We start from the raw sequence: 24,377 nt of genomic DNA, 5'->3' as shown, positions 1-24,377 counted from the left end.
GCATGCAGAAAGAAAAACTTTCGGCTTTAATGGATGGTGAAACGCTGGATAACGAACTGCTCAACGAGCTGAGTCGTTCTTCTGAGATGCAAAAAACCTGGGAGAGTTACCACCTTATCCGCGATACGCTGCGTGGCGATACCGCAGAGGTGCTGCAATTTGATATCTCCGCCCGGGTGATGGCCGCCATTGAAAATGAGCCCGTTCGTCAGACGGCGCCGCTTATTCCTGAATCTCAGCCCGCACCACACCAGTGGCGGCAGATGCCGTTCTGGAACAAAGTGCGTCCGTGGGCCAGCTCACTAACCCAGATGGGCGTTGCCGCCTGCGTATCGCTTGCGGTTATCGTCGGCGTCCAGCACTATAATGGGCAGTCTGATGCCGCTCAGCAGCCAGAGGCGCCGGTGTTCAATACGCTGCCAATGATGGGCAAAGCGAGCCCGGTAAGTCTTGGCGTACCGGCTGACGCATCAGCAGGTAGCGGCCAGCAGGCTCAGGTCCAGGAACAGCGCCGGCGGATTAACGCCATGCTGCAGGACTACGAACTGCAGCGCCGCCTGCACGCTGAGCAGCTTCAGTTTGGCCAGGCCCAGACTCAGCAGGCCGCAGTCCAGGTGCCGGGTTATCAAACTTTAGGAACGCAATCGCAGTAATGAAGCAACTTTGGTGTGCCATGTCGCTCATGGCAGGCAGTCTGTTGTTCTCTGTCAACGCCTCGGCTGATACATCGTCCGGGGCGTTGTTGCAGCAGATGAACCTGGCCAGCCAGTCCCTCAACTATGAGCTCTCGTTCGTCAGCATCAGCAAACAAGGCGTTGAGTCGCTGCGCTATCGTCACGCGCGACTGAACAATCAACCGCTGGCGCAGCTTCTGCAGCTGGACGGTCCGCGCCGGGAAGTGGTCCTGCGCGGTACGGAAATCAGCTATTTTGAACCCGGCCTCGATCCGTTCACCCTGAACGGCGACTATATCGTCGATTCGCTGCCGTCGCTGGTTTACAGCGATTTCAAACGTCTCAGCGCAGCCTATGATTTTATCTCCGTGGGCCGTACCCGTATCGCCGACCGCCTCTGCGACGTGATCCGCGTCGTGGCTCGCGACGGCACGCGCTATAGCTTTATCGCCTGGCTGGACGCTGAGACTAAGCTGCCGCTGCGCGTTGATTTACTCGACCGCGACGGTGAAACGCTGGAGCAGTTCCGGGTCGTCTCTTTCAACGTTGGTGATAACGTTAGCGCCAGCATGGAGACGCTGGCAAAAGCGAATTTGCCGCCGCAGCTGTCGGTGCCTGAAGGGGGCGACAAAGCCAACTTCAACTGGGCGCCGACGTGGCTCCCTCAGGGCATGACTGAGGTTTCCAGCAGCCAGCGTCGTCTACCCACCTTTGATGGTCCGGTAGAATCACGTCTCTATTCCGACGGCTTGTTCAGCTTCTCGATCAATATCAACCGCGCCACCGCGGCCAGCAGCGACCAACTGTTGCGCACCGGCCGACGCACCGTCAGCACGACGGTACGCGATAACGCGGAGATCACCGTGGTGGGCGAACTGCCGCCGCAGACGGCGAAGCGTATCTCAGACAGCATTAAATTCAAGGCAGTACAATGATCAAAGAGTGGGCCACCGTGGTTTCCTGGCATAACGGCGTGGCGCAGGTGCACTGCGACGTTAAAGCCTCCTGCAGCAGTTGCGCCTCCCGCGCCGGCTGCGGCAGCCGGGTATTAAACAAGCTGGGGCCGCAGACCAGCCATACCATCAGCGTGCCCTGCGAGCAGCCGTTGACGGCGGGGCAAAAAGTGGAGCTGGGGATCGCCGAGAGCAGTCTGCTGGGTTCGGCGCTGTTGGTCTACATGGCGCCGCTGGTGGGGCTGTTTGTGATGGCGTCGATTTTCCAGGTGCTGTTTGCCAGCGATATCGCGTCACTTTGCGGCGCGCTGCTGGGCGGCGTCGGCGGGTTCCTGGTGGCGCGCGGTCTGTCGCCGCAGCTGGCAGCGCGCCAGTCGTGGCAGCCGGTGATCCTGAGCGTCGCGTTGCCGCCGGATCTGGTGCGTATCGAAACGCCTTCCTCCGACATGGGTCAGTGATTTCACTGGCCCTTATCTTTATTTACCCTTCCTGTTACAACGCCACAATTTCTGCGGTTATGCTGGATCTAACAGCATTTCCTGGTTTCAAGGATGTAGTGTAGAATGCGGCGTTTTCGGATTAAAAAACGTCAGGCACAGTACAGCGGCCTCATGATACTCGTAAGGCATAATTAACTCTAAATATGAAGAATATACGTAACTTTTCGATCATCGCTCACATCGACCACGGTAAGTCGACGCTGTCTGACCGTATCATCCAGATTTGCGGTGGCCTTTCTGATCGTGAAATGGAAGCCCAGGTTCTGGACTCCATGGATCTTGAGCGCGAACGCGGGATCACCATCAAGGCGCAGAGCGTCACCCTGGACTATAAGGCCAACGACGGTGAGACCTATCAGCTGAACTTTATCGACACCCCGGGCCACGTGGACTTCTCCTATGAAGTCTCCCGTTCCCTCGCCGCGTGCGAAGGCGCGCTGCTGGTGGTTGACGCCGGGCAGGGCGTAGAAGCCCAGACTCTGGCCAACTGCTACACCGCCATGGAGATGGACCTGGAGGTCGTTCCGGTACTCAACAAGATCGACCTGCCTGCGGCCGACCCTGAGCGCGTAGCGGACGAGATTGAAGATATCGTCGGGATCGATGCCCACGATGCGGTGCGCTGCTCGGCGAAAACCGGCGTCGGCGTGACCGACGTGCTGGAGCGTCTGGTGCGCGATATTCCGCCGCCGGAAGGCGATCCGGACGCGCCGCTGCAGGCGCTGATTATCGACTCCTGGTTCGATAACTACCTCGGCGTGGTGTCGCTGGTGCGGATTAAAAACGGCACCATGCGCAAGGGCGATAAGATCAAGGTCATGAGCACCGGCCAGGTCTATAACGCCGACCGTCTGGGCATCTTTACCCCGAAACAGGTTGACCGTACCGAGCTGAAATGCGGCGAGGTAGGCTGGCTGGTCTGCGCGATCAAAGACATCCTCGGCGCGCCGGTGGGCGATACCCTGACCGCCGCCCGCAACCCGGCAGACAAAGCGCTGCCTGGCTTTAAGAAGGTGAAACCGCAGGTGTATGCCGGCCTGTTCCCGGTGAGCTCCGATGATTATGAAGCTTTCCGCGACGCGCTGGGCAAACTGAGCCTCAACGACGCCTCTCTGTTCTACGAGCCGGAAAGTTCTACCGCGCTGGGCTTCGGCTTCCGCTGCGGCTTCCTCGGCCTGCTGCACATGGAGATCATTCAGGAGCGTCTGGAGCGTGAATACGATCTCGACCTGATCACCACCGCGCCGACGGTAGTTTACGAAGTGGAGACCACCTCCAAAGAAGTTATCTACGTCGACAGCCCGTCCAAGCTGCCGCCGCTGAATAATATTCAGGAGCTGCGCGAGCCGATCGCCGAGTGTCACATGCTGCTGCCGCAGGAGTTCCTCGGCAACGTGATCACTCTGTGCGTGGAGAAACGTGGTGTGCAGACCAACATGGTTTACCACGGTAAACAGGTGGCGCTGACCTACGAAATCCCGATGGCGGAAGTGGTGCTCGACTTCTTCGACCGTCTGAAGTCTACCTCCCGCGGCTATGCGTCGCTGGACTACAACTTCAAACGCTTCCAGGCGTCGAACATGGTACGCGTCGATGTGCTGATCAACGGCGAGCGCGTCGATGCGCTGGCGCTGATCACCCACAACGATAACGCGCCGTATCGCGGCCGCGAGCTGGTGGAAAAGATGAAAGATCTTATTCCGCGTCAGCAGTTCGACATCGCGATTCAGGCGGCCATCGGCAACCACATCATCGCGCGCTCTACCGTGAAACAGCTGCGTAAAAACGTGCTGGCGAAATGCTACGGCGGTGACGTCAGCCGTAAGAAAAAGCTGCTGCAGAAGCAGAAAGAAGGTAAGAAGCGTATGAAGCAGGTCGGTAACGTTGAACTGCCGCAGGAAGCGTTCCTCGCCATTCTGCACGTTGGTAAAGACGGCAAATAACCCTAAGGAGTTGGCATGGCGAACATGTTTGCCCTGATCCTGGTGATTGCAACCCTGGTGACGGGCGTTTTATGGTGCCTGGACAAGTTCATTTTTGCACCGAAACGTCGTGAGCGTCAGGCCGCTGCTCAGGCAGCGACCGGCGAGCAGCTGGACAAAAAGACGTTGAAGAAAGTCGGCCCGAAACCGGGCTGGCTGGAAACCGGCGCATCGGTTTTCCCGGTGCTGGCGATCGTTCTGGTGGTACGTTCATTCATTTATGAGCCGTTCCAGATCCCATCCGGTTCGATGATGCCGACTCTGCTGATTGGCGATTTCATCCTGGTGGAGAAATTTGCCTACGGCATTAAAGATCCTATCTATCAGAAAACGCTGATCGAGACGGGTCATCCGAAGCGCGGCGACATCGTGGTGTTTAAATATCCGGAAGACCCGCGCCTGGACTACATCAAGCGCGCGGTGGGGCTACCGGGGGATAAGGTCACCTACGATCCGATTGCCAAGCAGGTCACTATTCAGCCGGGCTGTAGCTCCGGACAGGCCTGCGGCAACGCGCTGCCGGTGACTTACTCCAACGTGGAGCCGAGCGATTTCGTTCAGACCTTCTCCCGCAGCAACGGCGGCGAAGCGAGCAGCGGTTTCTGGCAGCTGCCGAAGGGCGAAACCAAAGCCGACGGCATTCGCCTCACCGAGCGTCAGGAGACGTTGGGCGACGTCACGCATCGTATTCTGATGGTGCCGATTGCTCAGGATCAGGCTGGCATGTATTACCATCAGAGCGGTCTGCCGCTGGCCACCTGGATTGTGCCGCCGGGTCAGTACTTCATGATGGGCGACAACCGGGATAACAGCGCCGACAGCCGTTACTGGGGCTTTGTGCCGGAAGCAAACCTGGTCGGAAAAGCCACCGCTATCTGGATGAGTTTTGAAAAGCAGGAAGGTGAATGGCCGACCGGTGTGCGGTTATCGCGCATTGGTGGAATTCATTAATGTCATCTGCTGAATTCACGCCGCTGCTGTTATCGCAGCGGCGTGAATTATTTAGTATTTAAATCCATTCAAACTAACGACATCCCGTGTCGTTGCGTATAGAATATCCCCCCGAAGTTTTTGGTTGTCGCTCTGCCGGGTGACACTGCACACGAAAGCGTATTGGTCTGTTTCAACTTCCTGTTTGAAGCGTATGCTCAGGTCGGTTTCGTGTGCTGCATCTTTGACGCATTCATTTATTGGTAACGCATGAACCCCATCGTAATTAATCGGCTTCAACGAAAGCTGGGCTACACTTTTCATCATCAGGAGCTGTTGCAACAGGCATTAACTCACCGCAGTGCCAGCAGCAAACATAATGAGCGCCTGGAATTTTTAGGCGACTCCATTTTAAGTTTCGTGATCGCTAACGCGCTGTATCATCGCTTTCCTCGCGTGGATGAAGGCGACATGAGCCGTATGCGCGCGACGCTGGTGCGCGGCAACACGCTGGCGGAAATCGCCCGCGAGTTTGAGCTGGGCGAATGCTTGCGCCTCGGGCCGGGCGAACTGAAAAGCGGCGGTTTCCGACGCGAATCGATTCTCGCGGACACCGTTGAAGCGTTAATTGGCGGGGTTTTCCTCGACAGCGATATTCAGAACGTTGAACGCTTAATTCTCTCCTGGTACCAGACTCGTCTGGACGAAATCAGCCCGGGCGATAAGCAAAAGGATCCGAAGACGCGTCTGCAGGAGTATCTGCAGGGTCGTCATCTGCCGCTGCCGTCCTACCTGGTGGTCCAGGTGCGCGGCGAAGCGCACGATCAGGAATTTACTATCCACTGCCAGGTCAGTGGCCTGAGTGAACCGGTGGTTGGCACAGGTTCCAGCCGTCGTAAGGCGGAGCAGGCTGCCGCCGAACAGGCGCTGAAAAAGCTGGAGCTGGAATGAGCGAAGAAAAAAGTTATTGTGGGTTTGTCGCCATCGTGGGTCGTCCAAACGTTGGCAAATCCACGCTGTTGAATAAGCTGCTTGGGCAGAAGATCTCGATCACCTCCCGTAAAGCGCAGACCACCCGTCACCGCATCGTCGGCATCCATACCGAAGGGCCGTATCAGGCGATTTACGTCGATACTCCGGGCCTGCATATGGAAGAGAAGCGCGCCATTAACCGCCTGATGAACAAAGCGGCCAGCAGCTCGATTGGCGATGTTGAACTGGTCATCTTCGTGGTGGAAGGCACCCGCTGGACGCAGGACGACGAGATGGTGCTCAACAAGCTGCGCGACGCGAAAGCGCCGGTGATCCTCGCGGTCAACAAGGTAGATAACGTGCAGGAAAAAGCGGATCTGTTACCGCACCTGCAGTTCCTCGCCAGCCAGATGAACTTCCTTGATATCGTGCCGATGTCGGCGGAAACGGGGACCAACGTCGACACCATCGCGGCGATCGTGCGTAAGCATCTGCCGGAAGCGATCCATCACTTCCCGGAAGATTATATTACCGATCGTTCCCAGCGCTTTATGGCCTCCGAAATCATCCGTGAAAAACTGATGCGTTTCCTTGGCGCTGAGCTGCCGTACTCCGTCACCGTGGAAATCGAACGTTTTGTGACCAACGAGCGCGGCGGTTACGACATCAACGGCCTGATCCTCGTCGAGCGTGAAGGGCAGAAGAAGATGGTGATTGGCAACAAAGGCGCCAAAATCAAAACCATCGGTATCGAAGCGCGTAAGGACATGCAGGAGATGTTTGAAGCGCCGGTGCACCTCGAGCTGTGGGTCAAAGTGAAATCCGGCTGGGCCGATGACGAGCGCGCCCTGCGCAGTCTCGGTTATGTTGACGACCTCTGAGTTAACGCAACGTGGATGGATGGCAGCGCGCCTTTGTCCTGCATAGCCGACCGTGGAGCGAAACCAGCCTGATGCTGGACGTCTTCACGGAAGAATCCGGTCGCGTGCGCCTGGTTGCCAAGGGCGCACGCTCCAAACGCTCGAATCTTAAAGGCGCTTTACAGCCCTTTACCCCCTTGCTGGTTCGCTTCGGCGGCCGCGGCGAAGTCAAAACCCTGCGCAGCGCGGAAGCTGTCTCGCTGGCGCTGCCGCTCAGCGGCATCACCCTCTACAGCGGTCTTTACGTTAACGAGCTTATCTCCCGTGTGCTGGAGCACGAAACGCGCTTCTCCGAACTCTTTTTTGACTATTTGCACTGCATTCAGGCGCTCGCCGGGGCCAGCGGCTCGCCGGAGCCGGCGCTGCGGCGCTTTGAGCTGGCGCTGCTCGGGCACCTGGGCTATGGCGTGGATTTTCTCCACTGCGCCGGGAGCGGCGAGCCGGTGGACGACACCATGACCTACCGCTATCGCGAAGAAAAAGGCTTTATTGCCAGCCTGGTGATTGATAACAACACGTTTACCGGGCACCATTTGAAAGCGTTGGCGAGTCGCGAGTTTCCTGATGTTGATACGCTGCGCGCCGCGAAGCGCTTTACCCGTATCGCCCTGAAGCCCTATCTCGGCGGCAAACCGCTCAAGAGCCGGGAATTGTTTCGCCAGTTTATGCCCGCGCGAAAGGCGCGAGCGGATAATACGAAGAATGATTAACGAGGATTGTCATGGCTGAATTACTGTTAGGGGTCAATATTGACCATATCGCGACCTTGCGTAACGCCCGCGGCACCGCCTACCCGGATCCGGTTCAGGCGGCTTTCATTGCCGAACAGGCCGGCGCCGACGGCATTACCGTGCATCTGCGCGAAGACCGCCGCCATATCACCGATCGCGATGTGCGTATCCTGCGCCAGACGCTGCACACCCGCATGAATCTTGAAATGGCGGTCACCGAAGAGATGCTGACGATCGCCTGCGAAACCAAACCGCATTTCTGCTGCCTGGTGCCGGAGAAGCGCCAGGAAGTGACCACCGAAGGCGGGCTGGACGTCGCCGGCCAGCGCGACAAGATGCGTGATGCCTGTCAACGCCTGGCGGATGCCGGCATCCTGGTCTCCCTGTTTATCGATGCGGATGAAGCACAAATTAAAGCGGCAGCGGACGTTGGCGCGCCTTATATCGAAATCCATACCGGCTGCTATGCCGATGCTAAAACCGACGCCGAGCAGGCGAAGGAGCTGGAACGCATTGCCAAAGCGGCCGCCTACGCCGCCAGCCTCGGCCTGAAGGTTAATGCGGGTCACGGTCTGACCTATCACAACGTGAAAGCGATTGCCGCGCTGCCGGAAATGCATGAGCTGAATATCGGCCACGCGATTATTGGCCGCGCGGTGATGAGCGGCCTGAAAGAGGCGGTCGCGGAAATGAAGCGTCTGATGCTGGAAGCGCGCGGCTAATGGCCATTCTCGGGCTGGGTACCGACATCGTCGAGATCGCCCGCATCGAAGCGGTGATCGCCCGCAGCGGCGATCGCCTTGCCCGCCGGGTGCTGAGCGACCATGAATGGAGTATCTGGGAGCAGCATCAGCAGCCGGTGCGTTTCCTGGCGAAACGCTTTGCGGTCAAGGAAGCGGCGGCGAAAGCGCTGGGGACCGGGATCCGCAACGGGCTGGCCTTTAATCAGTTCGAAGTTTACAACGATGAGCTGGGCAAGCCGAAGCTGCGGCTATGGGGTGAGGCGCAACGGCTGGCGGAACGGTTGGGGGTGAGCCATATTCATGTCACGCTCGCCGATGAGCGCCATTACGCCTGCGCCACGGTGATTGTCGAAAGCTAAGCGCGACGGCGGTTAAATTTTATCCGCGTGGTGCATCAGGACGAATTTATCCCACAGCTGTTCTTCACTCTCGACGTGTGCCGGATCTTTCAGAATAGTATTCGGGATCGGGCACACCTTCTGGCAGGTGGGCGTATCGTAATGGCCCACGCATTCGGTGCAGCGGTCGCTGTTAATTTCATAAATGCTGTCACCCATCGAAATGGCCTCATTGGGGCACTCCGGCTCGCACATATCACAGTTGATGCATTTTTTGGTAATTAACAGCGCCATCAGGAAAATCTCAGAAACAACACAAACAGGGCGGGCATTATACGCCCATTTTCTGCTCAGACCAGCTTTTTCACCAGCGCTTCGCTATGGCGAATGCGCTCCGGCGCCCGCTCCAGATCCTGCTGCACCAGCCCCATAAACAGCAGGTCGGTGAGCATCATTTGCGCGCTGGTAGAAGAGATGGCCGCGCTGCGCGTCGCCTGCTCTTCGGCGATGGTGTACAGGCAGTGGGTCGCCTGCTGCTGCAGGGCGTTAGGGCTAAAGCCGGTGATCGCCAGGATCCTGGAGCCCACGCGCAGCGCTTCACCGGCCGCCATATTGATCTCCCGACGCTCGCCGGAGTAAGAGATCGCCAGCAGCAGATCGTCGCTGGACATGGCCTGCACCGTCGCCAGCAGGGCGTGCATATCCTGCTCCGAAACAGCATTAACGCCGATCTTCATCAGCTTCCAGCTAAAGTTACGCGCCACCAGGCCGGACGCGCCAATCCCGGTGACGATCACCCGCCGGGCGTTGCGCAGCAGCGTGACGGCTTCCCGCAGCGTCTCTTCAGTGTTGACGTCCAGCGAGGCATGCATGGCGGCGACATTGTCTTTAATGAGTTTCTCGCCCACCAGACGCAGCGGGTCGTCACCGCGAATGTGGTTATGTACCGGGACGGAGTGCGGATCCGGGCTGCTGGCCAGCGCTTCACTCAGCGCCAGCTTCAGCGCCGGGAAGCCTTTGAACCCCAGTTTTTGGGCAAATTTAACCACGCTGGACTGACTCACCCCGGCTTCCGCCGCCAGCTGCTGCGAGCTGAGGTGCCGGGTGTCATCGGGTTGGCTCAGAATAAAATCGGCCAACTTTTTGTCGCTCGCCGCCAGGGTGGGATAGCGCTGACGAATACGCGTTAAACAGTTCATTGGAGCTCCGCTGGAGCCGTCCGGCTCGTGACTGAAAGAATTTTTATTCGATTATAAGGGGTATACCACGAATTAAAAATTCATAAGCCACAATTTTTCCTTCGCCTGCTAATTTAATTCTTCCTTAACGGCAGGGATGTTTTCCCTCTTCATGGCATAAGACTGTTAAGCTTACCCTAACGAGAAGCGAATCCTGAGAGAAGGGGGCAGTTTGCAGCACAGTGAACGGAGAGTGGTGTTTTTCGATCTGGACGGAACCTTGCATCAACAGGATATGTTCGGCAGTTTTCTGCGCTACCTGCTGCGCCATCTGCCGCTGAACCTGCTGCTGGTGGTGGCGATGGGGCCGGCGATCCTTGCCGGGCTGGCGGTGTGCGGGCGGGCGGCGCGCTGGCCGATGAGCCTCCTGCTATGGGCGTCAACCTTTGGCCGTCGCGAGGCGGTACTGAAGCGGCTGGAAGCGGAGTTTGTCGGCTGGTTTCGTCATCATGTGACAGCGTTTCCCGTGGTTCATGCACGGCTGACGGCCTACCTGACCAGTACCGATGCCGACGTCTGGTTGATCACCGGCTCGCCGCAGTCGCTGGTGGAACAGGTCTATCGCGATACCCTCTGGCTGCCGCGGGTGAATCTGATAGCCAGCCGCACCGCGCGCCGCTGGGGCGGCTGGGTATTGACCCTGCGCTGCCTGGGCCATGAAAAGGTGGTGCAGCTGGAGAAAAAGATTGGCGCACCGCTGCAGCTGTATAGCGGCTATAGCGACAGCGAGCAGGATAACCCGTTGCTCGGCTTTTGCCAGCATCGCTGGCGGGTCACTCCGCAGGGAGAGCTGCAGCAGCTGGAGTAATAGTGTGTAATTGATAGCTCCCATGTATAATGCGCCCCGCTTTTTCTGCTGGAGTGGCCGCTGTGTCTGACCTCGAACTCAATGATGAATACTGGATGCGTCATGCCCTGACGCTGGCGAAGCGCGCCTGGGAAGAGGGTGAGGTACCGGTGGGCGCGGTGCTGGTGCATAACAATCAGGTCATTGGTGAGGGCTGGAACCGGCCGATAGGCCGTCACGACCCTACCGCCCATGCGGAAATTATGGCCTTACGCCAGGGCGGACTGGTGCTGCAAAACTACCGGCTGATCGATGCCACGCTATACGTGACCCTCGAGCCCTGCGTGATGTGCGCGGGGGCGATGGTGCACAGCCGTATCGCCCGCCTGGTGTTTGGCGCCAGGGATGCCAAGACCGGCGCCGCCGGCTCGCTGATGGATGTTCTGCACCACCCGGGAATGAACCATCGGGTTGATATTAGCGAAGGCGTGCTGGCGGAGTCCTGCTCTGCCATGCTGAGCGACTTCTTCCGCTGGCGGCGGGAAGAGAAAAAAGCGCTGAAGAAAGCCCGGGAGCAGAACGGGGAAAGTTAATACAGGTGGCCCGGGAGTTTCATCCGGGCATTATCCATCTGTTTATCGGCGCGAAACTTGAAAAAGGGCAGGGTGGTCTCCTGCGGCTGTTCGAGCTCATTGGGGAGCACGGCCGGGTAATCTTCCGCCAGGGCCAGCGTTTGCTGCTGCTGGCGCTCCTTCTCTGACAAATAGCCGACAAGGCTTATCTGATATTTGCGGATGTTTTCCACATAGGCGTAGGCCTCATGGCCGCGGGCATAGCCGTATTTTAGTTTGCTGTAATAGGGTTTCTGGCTCAGCAGCGGTAAACGCAGCTTAACGTCCGCCCAGCTGTTAGGATTGCCTTTCTGTTTGCGGGTGAGCGCCATGGCGTCCAGCATATGGGCATAGCCCATATTGTAAGCGGCCAGCGCAAACCAGATGCGTTCATCTTTCGGGATCGAATCCGGCACTTTATCCATCATATCCTGTAGATAGCGCATGCCGCCGTCGATACTCTGCGCCGCATCGGTCCGGTCAGTCAGCCCCAGACTTTGCGCCGTATTGCGCGTGAGCATCATCATGCCGCGCACGCCGGTGGGGGAGGTGGCCTGCGGATCCCAGTGGGATTCCTGCCAGGCAATCGCGGCCAGCAGGCGCCAGTCGATCTCGCGGGCGTACTTTTCAAACAGCGGCTGCACCTCCGGAAGAATGTTTTCCACCGCGCGCAGGAAGGTGCGGGTATCGACGTAATCAAAATCGTTGCCGTGGCCGAGGTACTTCTCCTCCAGGCGCGCCAGGGTGCCGTCTTCATTGATGTTGTTGAAGAAATCAAGCATCGCCGCCGACAGGGAATTATCATCGTCCCGGGCGCTGAACCAGGTGACCGGCTGTTCGTCGGTGATATCGAGGGCTACCGCCAGCTCCGGATGGACGCGCTGAAACAGGCTGACGGCCACCGAGTCGGCGATGGTGTTATCGAGTTTGCCGTCAATCACCGCCTGCATCAGCGCCGTGGTGCCGCGTTTTTCGTCCACGCGCCAGGCAAGATCCGGGTATTTCTCGGCTTTTAAGGTCTGCAGGTCGTTGATCGCCACGTGGCCCGGAGCGATGGCGAGCTGCTCGGCGGTCAGCGCCGCGAGGGTGCGCGGCCGGGTATTGCCGACGCGGTAGACCAGCTGTTGCGAAACAGAATAGTAGGTGGGGCCGGCCTGATAGTTTTTCACCCGCTCCTGGTTATAGACCAGCCCGGCAGCCAGCATATCGGCCTGACCGTCGTCGAGGTCGTCAAACAGCTGGCTGATGTTCTGCCGGACGGTTATCTTAAGCGTCACGCCGAGGTAGTCGGCAAACTGCTTCGCCAGTTCGTAGTCCAGGCCGAACGTTTTATTGTTCATGGTGGCAAAGGTCATCGGCGAGTTGATGGTGCTGATGCGCAGCTCGCCGCGAGCGATAATACCCGCCACCCGGTTCTCGGGTATACCGGACCAGGGGATCGACGGCCACAGGGCAGCCGCCAGCAAAAGGGTGACAATGCCGATGAGCAGATAATTAATCTTTAATTTTTTCAGCGCGTTAATCTTCTGCAGCTTCAGGTTCCTCAGCAGGCGATGTCCGGAAAAAACGCAAGGTTGTCGTCGAATGAGCGGCATTCTGCTTAAGAATGCGCCAGTTGGCAACTTATTCGCGATAGGCGTCACATTTATTGATAAACAGCATCAATGATTTTATTTCTACGCAAACGGTTTCGTCGGGGCGCAGGATTCACTATAATGACGCCCGTTTCCCCCCCTGGCTCACCCTGAAAGCTTCGAAGACGAGAGACTTATGATGGAAATTTTGCGTGGTTCACCTGCACTGTCGGCATTCCGTATTAATAAACTGCTGGCACGATTTCAGGCGGCCAACCTTCCGGTAAGCGCCATATACGCCGAGTATATTCATTTTGCCGATCTGAACGCCCCGCTGAGCGCTGACGATCGCGAGCGCCTGGCGCGACTGCTTAAATATGGCCCGAGCTTAAACAGCCATACCCCGACCGGTAAATTACTGCTCGTGACCCCTCGCCCTGGCACCATCTCTCCCTGGTCTTCTAAAGCTACCGATATCGCCCATAACTGCGGCCTGGCTCAGGTTGTGCGTCTGGAGCGCGGCGTGGCGTATTATGTTGAAGCCTCGACCCTGAGCGAAGCGCAGTGGACCGCGGTGGCGGCGGAACTGCACGACCGCATGATGGAGAGCGTCTTCGACGCGCTGGAAGCGGGCGAAAAGCTGTTCGCTCACCATCAGCCGACGCCGGTGACCAGCGTTGACCTGCTGGGCGAAGGGCGTCAGGCGCTGATTGACGCCAACCTCCGTTTGGGTCTGGCGCTGGCAGATGACGAAATTGACTACCTGCAGGACGCGTTTACCCGTCTGGGACGCAATCCGAACGACATCGAGCTGTACATGTTCGCCCAGGCGAACTCAGAGCACTGTCGCCACAAGATTTTCAACGCCGACTGGATCATCGACGGCGAACAGCAGCCGAAGTCGCTGTTCAAAATGATCAAAAACACCTTCGAAAAAACGCCGGACTACGTCCTGTCGGCCTATAAAGACAACGCCGCGGTGATGGAAGGGTCTGAAGTGGGGCGCTATTTTGCCGACCACCAGACCGGGCGCTACGACTTCCATCAGGAGCCGGCGCACATTCTGATGAAGGTGGAAACCCATAACCACCCGACGGCCATCTCCCCATGGCCGGGCGCGGCAACCGGCTCCGGCGGCGAGATCCGCGATGAAGGCGCCACCGGCCGCGGCGCGAAGCCGAAAGCGGGTCTGGTGGGCTTCTCGGTTTCCAACCTGCGCATCCCGGGCTTCGAACAGCCGTGGGAAGAAGATTTCGGGAAACCGGATCGCATCGTCACCGCCCTGGACATCATGACCGAAGGCCCGCTGGGCGGCGCGGCGTTTAACAACGAATTTGGTCGTCCGGCGCTGAACGGCTACTTCCGCACCTATGAAGAGAAAGTCACCAGCCATAACGGCGAAGAGCTGCGCGGCTACCACAAACCGATCATGCTGGCCGGCGGTATCGGCAACATCCGCGGCGAGCACGTGCAGAAGGGCGAGATTACCGTCGGCGCGAAGCTGATCGTGCTGGGCGGCCCGGCGATGAACATCGGCCTCGGCGGCGGCGCGGCGTCTTCCATGGCCTCCGGTCAGTCCGATGCCGACCTCGATTTCGCCTCCGTCCAGCGTGACAACCCGGAAATGGAGCGTCGCTGTCAGGAGGTGATCGACCGCTGCTGGCAGCTGGGCGACGCCAACCCGATCCTGTTTATCCACGACGTCGGCGCCGGCGGTCTCTCCAACGCCATGCCGGAGCTGGTTAGCGACGGCGGCCGCGGCGGTAAATTCCAGCTGCGCGATATCCTGAGCGATGAGCCAGGCATGAGCCCGCTGGAGATCTGGTGTAACGAATCGCAGGAACGTTATGTCCTGGCGGTCGCCCCGGAGCAACTGCCGCTGTTCGACGAGCTGTGCCGCCGCGAGCGCGCGCCTTATGCGGTTATCGGCGAAGCCACCGCCGAGCAGCACCTGAGCCTGAGCGACAGCCACTTTAACGATCAGCCGATCGATCTGCCGCTGGACGTCCTGCTTGGTAAAACGCCGAAAATGACCCGCGACGTGCAGACTCTGAAAGCCCAGGGCAGCGCGCTGGATCGCCAACCGATCACCATCGCCGACGCGGTTAACCGCGTACTGCACCTGCCGACGGTGGCCGAGAAAACCTTCCTCGTGACCATCGGCGATCGCACCGTGACCGGCATGGTCGCTCGCGACCAGATGGTCGGCCCGTGGCAGATCCCGGTGGCCAACTGCGCGGTAACCACCGCCAGCCTCGACAGCTACTACGGCGAAGCGATGGCGATGGGCGAGCGCGCCCCGGTTGCTCTGCTGGACTTCGCCGCCTCCGGCCGTCTGGCGGTTGGCGAAGCGCTGACCAACATCGCCGCCACGCAGATTGGCGAGCTGAACCGCGTGAAGCTGTCGGCTAACTGGATGGCCGCTGCCGGCCACCCGGGCGAAGACGCTGGCCTGTATGAGGCGGTGAAAGCGGTGGGCGAAGAGCTGTGCCCGGCGCTGGGCCTGACCATTCCGGTCGGCAAAGACTCAATGTCGATGAAAACCCGCTGGCAGGAAGGCAGCGAGCAGCGTGAGATGACCTCTCCGCTGTCGCTGGTGATCTCCGCCTTCGCCCGTGTCGAAGATGTTCGTCATACCGTCACGCCGCAGCTCTCGACGGAAGATAACGCCCTGCTGTTGATCGACCTCGGTAAAGGGCACAACGCGCTGGGCGCGACGGCGCTGGCGCAGGTCTATCGCCAGCTCGGCGACAAGCCGGCTGACGTGCGCGATGTCGCGCAGCTGAAAGGCTTCTGGGATGCGATGCAGGCCCTGGTGGCGCAGCGTAAACTGCTGGCCTACCACGACCGCTCCGACGGCGGCCTGCTGGTCACCCTGGCGGAAATGGCCTTTACCGGCCACTGCGGTGTGGAGGCGGATATCGCCGCGCTGGGCGACGACCGTCTGGCGGCGCTGTTCAACGAAGAGCTGGGGGCGGTGATCCAGGTCCGCGCCGCAGACCGTGAGGCGGTGGAAGCCATTCTGGCGGTTAACGGTTTGGCGGACTGTGTGCATTACCTCGGTAAAGCGGTCGAGGGCGATCGCTTCGTGCTGACCGCCGGCGGTCAGACGGTGTTTAGCGAAAGCCGCACCACGCTGCGCATGTGGTGGGCGGAAACCACCTGGCAGATGCAGCGTCTGCGCGACAACCCGGCCTGCGCCGATCAGGAGCACGAGGCGAAAGCCAACGACGCCGATCCGGGCCTTAATGTGAAGCTCTCGTTTGATATTAATGACGACGTCGCCGCGCCGTACATTGCCACCGGCGCGCGTCCGAAAGTGGCCGTCCTGCGCGAGCAGGGGGTGAACTCTCACGTTGAAATGGCGGCAGCCTTCCATCGCGCCGGCTTTGACGCCATCGACGTGCATATGAGCGACCTGCTGGCGGGCCGCACCGGTCTGGGCGATTTCCATGCCCTGGTGGCCTGCGGCGGCTTCTCCTACGGCGACGTGCTGGGGGCAGGCGAAGGCTGGGCGAAGTCGATTCTGTTCAACGAGCGCGTGCGCGATGAGTTCGCGACCTTCTTCCATCGTCCGCAGACCCTGGCGCTCGGCGTGTGCAACGGCTGTCAGATGATGTCCAACCTGCGCGAGCTGATCCCGGGCAGCGACCTGTGGCCGCGCTTTGTGCGCAACCAGTCTGACCGCTTTGAAGCGCGCTTCAGCCTGGTGGAAGTGACGCAAAGCCCGTCTCTGCTGCTGGAAGGCATGGTTGGCTCGCGGATGCCGATTGCCGTCTCCCACGGCGAAGGGCAGGTGGAAGTGCGCGACAGCGCGCATCTGGCCCAGCTGGAGAGCAAAGGCCTGGTGGCGCTGCGCTTCGTGGATAACTTCGGCAAAGTGACCGAAACCTATCCGGCGAACCCGAACGGTTCCCCGAACGGTATCACCGCCGTGACCAGCGAAAGCGGGCGCGCGACCATCATGATGCCGCACCCGGAACGCGTCTTCCGCACCGTAAGCAACTCCTGGCACCCGGAAAACTGGGGCGAAGACAGCCCGTGGATGCGTATCTTCCGCAACGCGCGTAAACAGCTGGGTTAATCTTCCCGAAGCGTGTCACGCGAACGTATCGGCCCCCTGCTCAGGCAGGGGGCTTTTTTTTATCTGTGACGGCCGGCACGCCAGGGTGTCGGGAATCACCGACAACCGGCATATTGCGGTGTCGTCAAAAGGCGACACTTAAGTTATTGATTTAAATGATGAGTAACTTGGGATACATTTGGTGTCGCTAATTGGCGACGCTATGGATAAAAAGTGTACTGTGCTGGGGTGGCTGGCTTTTATGGTTAAAGCCATATATATCAATGTGTTAATAAAATGTTTGGAAAGGTGGCATAGTTCATGCATAATAATAACCAGTGGCTCATTCACCTTCTTATGTCAGCCCCTTCGGGACGCGCTACATAAACTTCGAATGACGCACAAACAGGTGCCTGCCGTCCAACTCCTGATAATAGCCTGGCTTTATCAGACATCGGGCGAAACGTCGAGTAAGGCACCGCCTCATTCCTGAACAAAGCCAGGCCTTGCGCCTGGCTTTGTTGTTTCTGGGGCGCCGTGGCGACGGGTATCGCTTTTCTCCGGCGCGCTCCTCAGTTAGCATCGACCAGAGCTAATGATTGAGACCACACCTTTGAAGCGACTCTCTCTTTTTCCCCGTTCGCTGCGTCAGCTGGTGACGCTCTCCTTTGTGCTGATCCTGCTGCCGTTACTGGTGCTGGCCTGGCAGGCCTGGCAGAGCCTCAATGCCCTCAGCGCCCAGGCGGCGCATATCAACCGTACGACGCTGGTCGATGCCCGCCGCAGTGAGGCGATGATCAATGCCGCGCTGGAGATGGAACGCAGCTATCGCCAGTACTGCGTGCTGGACGATCCGACGCTGGCGCGCGTCTATCAAAACCAGCGGCAGCGCTACAGCCAGATGCTGGACGCGCACGCCGGCGTGTTGCCGGACGAAAAGCTCTGGCAGGCGCTGCGCCAGGATGTCAGCGATCTGGCGCAGCTGCAGTGTAACAACAGCGGCCCTGACGCCGAGGCAGCCGCCAGACTGGAAGTTTTCGCCAGTAATAACAGCGACATGGTCCAGGCGACCCGGGCGGTGGTCTATTCCCGCGGCCAGCAGCTGCAGCAGGAGATTGCCGAGCGCGGCCAGTTTTTCGGCTGGCAGGCGCTGGTGCTGTTTCTGCTGAGCCTGGCGCTGGTGCTGCTTTTCACCCGCATGATCATCGGCCCGGTGAAAGGTATCGAAAGAATGATCAATCAGCTGGGCGCAGGGAAGTCGCTGGACGACGCGGCATTGTTTACTGGCCCGCGCGAGCTGCGCTCGGTGGGCAAGCGCATCATCTGGCTCAGCGAGCGCCTGGCATGGCTGGAGTCGCAGCGGCATCAGTTTCTTCGCCATCTGTCGCATGAGCTTAAAACCCCGCTGGCCAGTATGCGTGAAGGCACCGAGCTGTTGGCCGACCGGGTCGCCGGACCGCTGACGCCGGAGCAGCAGGAGATCGTCGAGATCCTCGACAGCAGCAGCCGCAACCTGCAAAAGCTGATTGAACAGCTGCTGGACTACAACCGCAAACAGGCCGACGGCCCGGTAGCCCGGGAAGCAGTGGACCTGGTGGAGCTGGTGGAAAACGTCGTGGCGGCGCACAGTTTGCCTGCGCGGGCTAAACTGATGCATACCGAGCTGGCGCTGCGGGCGCGGCATTGTCTGGCGGAGCCTGCGTTATTGATAAGCGTAATGGATAATCTCTACTCCAATGCGGTGCACTATGGCGCTGAATCCGGTAACATTCGTATCCATAGCTACCGGCACGGAGAGCAGGTGCGTATTGATGTCGCCAACAGCGGCGAACCGATCCCGGCCGCGGAAAAGAATATGATTTTTGAGCCTTTTTACCAGGGAAGTCACCAGCGTAAGGGGGCCGTTAAAGGCAGTGGGCTGGGGTTAAGCATCGCCCGCGACTGCGTCCGTCAGATGCAAGGGGAGCTCAGTCTGGTTGACGCCCCCGCCGGGCAGGTCTGTTTTCGCATTACGCTTCCCTCAGCGCCGGAATAATCCAACTAATGAATCGATATCGGGGAACTATGTCCCAATTCCTGGCCTGGCGCCGTTCCCTTAGCGGATGGCTGCTCTCAGGCATTGCTTGTCTGACGCTGGCGGGGTGTTCCGCCGGCTTCTCGCCGCATAGTGCGGAAGGTGCCGCCGCCCCCGGGCAGGCGCAGCACCAGGTGGCCGATTTTGTCGCCGTGGACTGCGCTGATATCTGGGCGCACAGCAGCGATGCCAGCGACAAAAACCCCCTCTACTGGCTGCGGGGCATTGACTGCGCCGATCGTCTCGCGCCGGTGCAGGCGCGAGCGGAGGCGAAACGCCATACCGACGACAGCTGGCAGGACGCATTCCGCCGCGGCATTCTGCTTGCCGATGCCAAAATTACCCCTGACGAGCGCCGCGAGTTGGTGGCGCGTCTCGACACCTTCAGCCCGCAAATCGCCGTTCAGGTCCGCCCGCTATATCAGCTCTGGCGCGACGGGCAGACCCGTCAACTGCAGCTGGTGGAGGAGCGAGCCCGCTACGCGAAGCTTCAGCAGTCCAGCGATAGCGAGCTGGAGACGTTGCGCCAGCAGGAGCAGTCGCTGCGCCAGCAGCTGGAGCTGACCACCCGTAAGCTGGAGAATCTGACGGATATTGAACGCCAGCTCTCCAGCCGCAAGCCGGGCGGCAATTTCGGCAGCGAAAAAGTACCGGAGGTGATCCATGACGATCCGTAAACCGGCGCGTTTGCTGCTGGTGGATGACGATCCGGGGCTGCTGAAGCTGCTCGGCATGCGTCTGGTCAGCGAAGGCTATAGCGTGGTCACCGCCGAGAGCGGACCGGAAGCGCTGCGCGTGCTGGGACGTGAGAAAGTGGATCTGGTGATTAGCGATCTGCGGATGGATGAAATGGACGGCCTGCAGCTGTTCAGTGAGATCCAGAAGGGGCAGCCCGGCATGCCGGTGATCATTCTCACTGCCCATGGCTCGATCCCCGACGCGGTGGCGGCCACCCAGCAGGGCGTCTTCAGCTTCCTGACCAAGCCAGTTGATAAAGACGCCTTGTATAAAGCCATTGATGAGGCGCTGGAGCAGCGATCGCCAGCCACCGACGAAGCGTGGCGCCAGGCGATTGTCACCCGCAGCCCGCTGATGCTGCGCCTGCTCGAGCAGGCTGGGATGGTGGCGCAGTCCGACGTCAGCGTGCTGATTAACGGCCAGAGCGGGACCGGTAAGGAGATAGTCGCCCAGGCGATCCACAACGCCAGCCCGCGTCATGACAAGCCTTTCGTGGCGATTAACTGCGGCGCGCTGCCGGAACAGCTGCTCGAGTCCGAACTGTTCGGCCATGCTCGGGGCGCCTTTACCGGCGCGGTCAGCAACCGCGAAGGGTTATTCCAGGCCGCCGAAGGCGGCACGCTGTTTCTCGACGAGATCGGCGATATGCCTGTCGCCCTGCAGGTGAAGCTGCTCCGCGTCCTGCAGGAGCGTAAGGTTCGCCCGCTCGGCAGCAACCGCGATATCGAGATCAACGTGCGGATCATCTCCGCCACCCACCGCGACCTGCCGAAGGCGATGGCCCGCGGCGAGTTTCGCGAAGATCTGTTTTATCGCCTCAATGTGGTTAACCTGAAGATCCCGCCGCTCTCCGAACGCACGGAAGATATTCCGCTGTTGGCCAACCATCTGCTGCGTCAGTCCGCCGATCGCCATAAGCCGTTCGTGCGGGCATTTTCCAGCGATGCAATGAAGCGGCTGATGGCCGCCAAATGGCCGGGCAATGTGCGCCAGCTGGTGAACGTGATTGAGCAGTGCGTGGCCCTGACCTCGTCGCCGGTGATCGGCGATGCGCTGGTGGAACAGGCGCTGGAAGGCGAGAACACGGCGCTGCCGACCTTCGTGGAAGCGCGCAATCAGTTTGAGCTGAACTACCTGCGCAAGCTGCTGCAGATTACCAGGGGCAACGTCACCCACGCCGCGCGGATGGCTGGACGCAACCGCACCGAATTCTATAAGCTGCTGTCGCGCCATGAGCTCGACGCCAATGACTTTAAAGAGTAGCTCCGCAACATAGCGCAAGATATGATACGGTAAGCAACCGGTTACGCGACTAAGACAGGAACACCATGAAAAAGATTGATGCGATTATTAAACCTTTCAAACTGGATGACGTGCGTGAAGCGCTGGCCGAAGTCGGCATCACCGGGATGACGGTAACGGAAGTGAAAGGCTTTGGCCGCCAGAAAGGGCACACCGAACTCTACCGCGGCGCGGAGTATATGGTGGATTTTCTGCCGAAAGTGAAAATTGAAATCGTGGTGACCGACGATATCGTCGATACCTGTGTGGATACCATCATCCGTACCGCGCAGACCGGTAAAATCGGTGACGGCAAGATCTTTGTCTTCGACGTGGCGCGGGTCATTCGTATCCGTACCGGCGAAGAAGACGACGCGGCGATTTAACGCTCGCCGCTCGCTGCAGTATTGCCGGGTGGCGCTGCGCTTACCCGGCCTACAAATCCCCGCGGCGTCGGGGCTTACAGCACCTTATGCGGGCCGAAGCATTCGTAATGAATGTGGTCTTTATTGACCCCTAATTCTACCAGCTGCTTCGCTGCAAACTGCATAAACGCTACCGGGCCGCAGAGATAATACTGCATCTGCGGGTCGCGAATAGTTTCCGCCACCGCCGCTAAATCCATCAAACCTTCGCTATCAAAACGTCCTGCCTGACGGTCAGCCTCGCTCGGGTTGCGATACCAGACGTGAGCGGTAAACGCCGGCAGCGCCGCGCCGAGCGCCTGCACCTCATCGGCAAAGGCGTGGACCTCGCCATTTTCCGCCGCATGGAGCCAGTTCACCTGACCCTGATGATGGCTCTTCGCCAGCGCATCCAGCATCGCCAGCATCGGCGTTTGCCCAACGCCGCCGGAGATCAGGGTGACCGGCGTCTGCGGCTCAACATTAAGGAAGAAATCCCCCGCCGGGGCGGCCAGATAGACCACATCGCCTTCGCTGGCATGGTTATGCAGCCAGCTGGAAACCTGGCCGCCTTCCTCGCGTTTAACCGCGATGCGGTAGCCCTTACCGTCCGCTTTGCGGGTCAGGGAGTACTGGCGAATTTCCTGATATTCGAAGCCTTCCGGCTTCAGCCAGATGGCCAGATACTGCCCAGGCTGGTAATCGGCGACCGGCTGGCCGTCGACCGGCTCGAGCTCAAAGCTGGTGATAAGCTGGCTGCGCGGGGTTTTCTTCACGATGCGGAACGCGCGAGTCCCTTCCCAGCCGCCGGTTTTACTGGCGTTTTGCTGATAGATCTCGGCTTCGCGGCCGATAAAGACGTTCGCCAACACCCCGTAGGCTTTACCCCAGGCATCGAGCACTTCCTGGCCCGGACTGAACATTTCATCGAGGGTCGCCAGTAGATGGCTGCCAACAATATTGTACTGCTCCGGTTTGATCTGGAAGCTGGTGTGTTTCTGGGCGATCTTTTCCACCGCCGGCAGCAGGGCAGGCAGGTTATCGATATTGCTGGCGTAGGCGGCAATGGCGTTGAACAGCGCTTCTCGCTGGTCGCCATTGCGCTGGTTGCTCATATTGAAGATCTCTTTGAGCTCCGGGTTATGCGCGAACATCCGATCGTAGAAATGGGCGGTTAACTTTGGTCCAGTCTCTACCAGCAGAGGGATGGTGGCTTTGACCGTAGCGATGGTTTGAGCGTCGAGCATAGTGTGCTTCCTTGGGTGTTATCTTAATGATGTATTTTAAATGCATCTTAAGGAAATAACCCTGCGTTGTAAATGGTTCTTTAACACTTTCCGCCGTTGCAGTTACAACATGAAGAATTTGCATCACAATCCTGAAAAGAAATCCGTTGATACTGAGAGAGGCGTTATTGCTCAAAGCCTTGTGTCATGCGGAGCCAAACGTTTGCGTAAAATCCTTTGTCAAGACCTGTTATCACAGAATGATTCGGTTATACTGTGGGCCGTTGTCCAATCGGACCGCCTTTTTAGGCCGAAATTTTATTGTTAGCTGAGTCAGGAGATGCGGATGTTAAAGCGTGAAATGAACATTGCCGATTATGATGCCGAACTGTGGCAGGCTATGGAGCAGGAAAAAGTACGTCAGGAAGAGCACATCGAACTGATCGCCTCCGAAAACTACACCAGCCCGCGCGTAATGCAGGCGCAGGGCTCTCAGCTGACCAACAAATACGCTGAAGGATATCCGGGCAAGCGTTACTACGGCGGCTGCGAATACGTCGACGTGGTTGAGCAACTGGCTATCGACCGCGCGAAAGAGCTGTTCGGCGCTGACTATGCTAACGTCCAGCCGCACTCCGGCTCCCAGGCTAACTTTGCCGTCTACACCGCGCTGCTGCAGCCGGGCGACACCGTGCTCGGTATGAACCTGGCGCAGGGCGGCCACCTGACTCACGGCTCCCCGGTTAACTTCTCCGGCAAACTGTACAACATCATCCCTTACGGTATTGATGAGTCCGGCAAAATTGACTACGACGACATGGCGAAGCAGGCTCAGGAACACAAACCGAAGATGATCATCGGTGGTTTCTCCGCTTACTCCGGTATCGTTGACTGGGCAAAAATGCGTGAAATCGCTGACAGCATCGGCGCTTACCTGTTCGTCGATATGGCGCACGTGGCAGGCCTGATTGCCGCTGGCGTATACCCGAACCCGGTTCCGCATGCTCACGTCGTGACCACCACCACCCACAAAACCCTGGCGGGTCCGCGCGGCGGCCTGATCCTGGCGAAAGGCGGTAGCGAAGAGCTGTATAAGAAGCTGAACTCTGCGGTATTCCCAAGCGCGCAGGGCGGCCCGCTGATGCACGTTATCGCGGCGAAAGCGGTGGCGCTGAAAGAAGCGATGGAGCCAGAGTTTAAAGTTTACCAGCAGCAGGTTGCGAAAAACGCCAAAGCAATGGTGGAAGTGTTCCTGAACCGCGGCTACAAAGTGGTGTCTGGCGGTACTGAGAACCATCTGTTCCTGCTGGACCTGGTGGATAAAAACCTGACCGGTAAAGAAGCTGACGCCGCCCTGGGCCGCGCCAACATCACCGTCAACAAAAACAGCGTGCCGAACGATCCGAAGAGCCCGTTTGTGACCTCCGGTATCCGCATCGGTTCTCCGGCTGTGACTCGTCGCGGCTTTAAAGAAGCGGAAGTCAAAGAGCTGGCTGGCTGGATGTGTGACGTGCTGGACAATATCAATGACGACGCGGTCATTGAGCGCGTGAAAGGCAAAGTGCTGGATATCTGCGCCCGCTTCCCGGTTTACGCGTAAGCGTTAGCGTTGACATCAAAAAGGCCGCGTTTGCGGCC

The 24,377-nt window shown here is 59.0% G+C and carries 22 protein-coding genes; 18 read left to right on the top strand and 4 right to left on the bottom strand.

The window, feature by feature from the left end; genetic code table 11:
* Positions 1–2 precede the first annotated feature (2 nt).
* The 10 genes from rseA (at position 3) to acpS (ending at position 8,764) form a co-directional block, all read left to right on the top strand.
* On the top strand, positions 3–653 hold the full coding sequence (gene rseA / locus ACQUTP_RS07860) for an anti-sigma-E factor RseA (RefSeq protein WP_004201820.1): 651 nt from the start codon (positions 3–5) through the stop codon (positions 651–653).
* A complete protein-coding gene (gene rseB, locus ACQUTP_RS07855; protein ID WP_004201821.1) occupies positions 653–1,609 on the top strand; it encodes a sigma-E factor regulatory protein RseB in 957 nt (318 codons plus the stop codon). The genes rseA and rseB overlap by 1 nt, the downstream gene beginning before the upstream one ends.
* A complete protein-coding gene (gene rseC / locus ACQUTP_RS07850) occupies positions 1,606–2,085 on the top strand; it encodes a SoxR-reducing system protein RseC (protein WP_004201822.1) in 480 nt (159 codons plus the stop codon). Before rseB ends, rseC begins: the two co-directional genes overlap by 4 nt.
* 185 nt (positions 2,086–2,270) lie before the next feature.
* Positions 2,271–4,070 carry a translation elongation factor 4 gene (lepA, locus tag ACQUTP_RS07845; RefSeq protein ID WP_004201823.1) on the top strand — a complete coding sequence of 600 codons (1,800 nt, stop codon included), beginning with the start codon at positions 2,271–2,273 and terminating at the stop codon, positions 4,068–4,070.
* 15 nt (positions 4,071–4,085) lie between these two features.
* The gene (gene lepB, locus ACQUTP_RS07840) at positions 4,086–5,060 is read left to right on the top strand and encodes a signal peptidase I (protein WP_004201827.1); all 975 of its coding nucleotides are present in this window, start codon (positions 4,086–4,088) and stop codon (positions 5,058–5,060) included.
* 249 nt (positions 5,061–5,309) lie between these two features.
* Positions 5,310–5,990 carry a ribonuclease III gene (gene rnc, locus ACQUTP_RS07835; RefSeq protein WP_002914065.1) on the top strand — a complete coding sequence of 227 codons (681 nt, stop codon included), beginning with the start codon at positions 5,310–5,312 and terminating at the stop codon, positions 5,988–5,990.
* Positions 5,987–6,892, top strand: coding sequence for a GTPase Era (gene era, locus ACQUTP_RS07830; RefSeq protein ID WP_017900415.1), 906 nt, complete (start codon positions 5,987–5,989; stop codon positions 6,890–6,892). The genes rnc and era overlap by 4 nt, the downstream gene beginning before the upstream one ends.
* An 11-nt stretch (positions 6,893–6,903) precedes the next feature.
* Positions 6,904–7,641: a DNA repair protein RecO gene (gene recO / locus ACQUTP_RS07825; RefSeq protein ID WP_004201833.1), complete on the top strand. Its 738-nt coding sequence runs from the start codon at positions 6,904–6,906 to the stop codon at positions 7,639–7,641.
* 11 nt (positions 7,642–7,652) lie between these two features.
* On the top strand, positions 7,653–8,384 hold the full coding sequence (gene pdxJ / locus ACQUTP_RS07820; protein WP_017900416.1) for a pyridoxine 5'-phosphate synthase: 732 nt from the start codon (positions 7,653–7,655) through the stop codon (positions 8,382–8,384).
* Entirely contained in the window at positions 8,384–8,764 is a 381-nt protein-coding gene (gene acpS / locus ACQUTP_RS07815) for a holo-ACP synthase (protein ID WP_004201835.1), read from the top strand. Before pdxJ ends, acpS begins: the two co-directional genes overlap by 1 nt.
* Positions 8,765–8,776: 12 nt before the next feature.
* Here the strand turns inward: acpS and ACQUTP_RS07810 are convergent, their stop codons facing one another.
* Both ACQUTP_RS07810 and ACQUTP_RS07805 read right to left on the bottom strand, forming a co-directional pair.
* Positions 8,777–9,037 carry a YfhL family 4Fe-4S dicluster ferredoxin gene (locus ACQUTP_RS07810; RefSeq protein ID WP_004144350.1) on the bottom strand — a complete coding sequence of 87 codons (261 nt, stop codon included), beginning with the start codon at positions 9,035–9,037 and terminating at the stop codon, positions 8,777–8,779.
* Between the two features lie 56 nt (positions 9,038–9,093).
* The gene (locus tag ACQUTP_RS07805) at positions 9,094–9,942 is read right to left on the bottom strand and encodes a MurR/RpiR family transcriptional regulator (RefSeq protein ID WP_048325378.1); all 849 of its coding nucleotides are present in this window, start codon (positions 9,940–9,942) and stop codon (positions 9,094–9,096) included.
* A 211-nt stretch (positions 9,943–10,153) separates the two neighbouring features.
* On the opposite strand from ACQUTP_RS07805, the gene yfhb reads away from it, so the two are divergent.
* Both yfhb and tadA read left to right on the top strand, forming a co-directional pair.
* Complete coding sequence (gene yfhb, locus ACQUTP_RS07800) at positions 10,154–10,789, top strand: phosphatidylglycerophosphatase C (protein WP_017900418.1); 636 nt, start codon at positions 10,154–10,156, stop codon at positions 10,787–10,789.
* A 62-nt stretch (positions 10,790–10,851) separates the two neighbouring features.
* Complete coding sequence (gene tadA, locus ACQUTP_RS07795) at positions 10,852–11,361, top strand: tRNA adenosine(34) deaminase TadA (RefSeq protein ID WP_017900419.1); 510 nt, start codon at positions 10,852–10,854, stop codon at positions 11,359–11,361.
* Here the strand turns inward: tadA and mltF are convergent.
* Positions 11,358–12,974: a membrane-bound lytic murein transglycosylase MltF gene (gene mltF, locus ACQUTP_RS07790; RefSeq protein ID WP_285755179.1), complete on the bottom strand. Its 1,617-nt coding sequence runs from the start codon at positions 12,972–12,974 to the stop codon at positions 11,358–11,360. The genes tadA and mltF overlap by 4 nt on opposite strands.
* A gap of 175 nt (positions 12,975–13,149) precedes the next feature.
* Here mltF and purL point away from each other — a divergent pair, with 175 nt between their 5' ends.
* The 5 genes from purL to glnB all read left to right on the top strand — a co-directional run bounded on the left by purL (position 13,150) and on the right by glnB (position 21,495).
* A complete protein-coding gene (purL, locus tag ACQUTP_RS07785) occupies positions 13,150–17,037 on the top strand; it encodes a phosphoribosylformylglycinamidine synthase (protein ID WP_043520116.1) in 3,888 nt (1,295 codons plus the stop codon).
* 592 nt (positions 17,038–17,629) lie between these two features.
* Positions 17,630–19,051, top strand: a complete 1,422-nt coding sequence (locus tag ACQUTP_RS07780; protein WP_004201845.1) for a sensor histidine kinase — start codon at positions 17,630–17,632, stop codon at positions 19,049–19,051.
* Between the two features lie 29 nt (positions 19,052–19,080).
* The gene (gene qseG, locus ACQUTP_RS07775) at positions 19,081–19,767 is read left to right on the top strand and encodes a two-component system QseEF-associated lipoprotein QseG (RefSeq protein WP_004201847.1); all 687 of its coding nucleotides are present in this window, start codon (positions 19,081–19,083) and stop codon (positions 19,765–19,767) included.
* Positions 19,754–21,091 (top strand): two-component system response regulator GlrR, encoded by a 1,338-nt coding sequence (gene glrR, locus ACQUTP_RS07770; protein ID WP_004201849.1) that lies wholly within the window; start codon positions 19,754–19,756, stop codon positions 21,089–21,091. The genes qseG and glrR overlap by 14 nt, the downstream gene beginning before the upstream one ends.
* 65 nt (positions 21,092–21,156) lie before the next feature.
* Entirely contained in the window at positions 21,157–21,495 is a 339-nt protein-coding gene (gene glnB, locus ACQUTP_RS07765) for a nitrogen regulatory protein P-II (RefSeq protein WP_002914032.1), read from the top strand.
* A 74-nt stretch (positions 21,496–21,569) separates the two neighbouring features.
* On the opposite strand, the gene hmpA is transcribed toward glnB, so the two are convergent.
* Positions 21,570–22,760 (bottom strand): NO-inducible flavohemoprotein, encoded by a 1,191-nt coding sequence (gene hmpA / locus ACQUTP_RS07760; RefSeq protein WP_109882556.1) that lies wholly within the window; start codon positions 22,758–22,760, stop codon positions 21,570–21,572.
* A gap of 325 nt (positions 22,761–23,085) precedes the next feature.
* Here hmpA and glyA point away from each other — a divergent pair, with 325 nt between their 5' ends.
* Positions 23,086–24,339: a serine hydroxymethyltransferase gene (glyA, locus tag ACQUTP_RS07755; protein WP_002914027.1), complete on the top strand. Its 1,254-nt coding sequence runs from the start codon at positions 23,086–23,088 to the stop codon at positions 24,337–24,339.
* Positions 24,340–24,377 lie beyond the last annotated feature (38 nt).

The sequence above is a fragment of the Klebsiella sp. 2-CIP_Kleb. genome, assembly GCF_050378715.1.
In the GTDB taxonomy this organism is placed as follows: domain Bacteria; phylum Pseudomonadota; class Gammaproteobacteria; order Enterobacterales; family Enterobacteriaceae; genus Klebsiella; species Klebsiella quasipneumoniae.
This window is presented reverse-complemented; position numbering and strand designations above follow the sequence as displayed.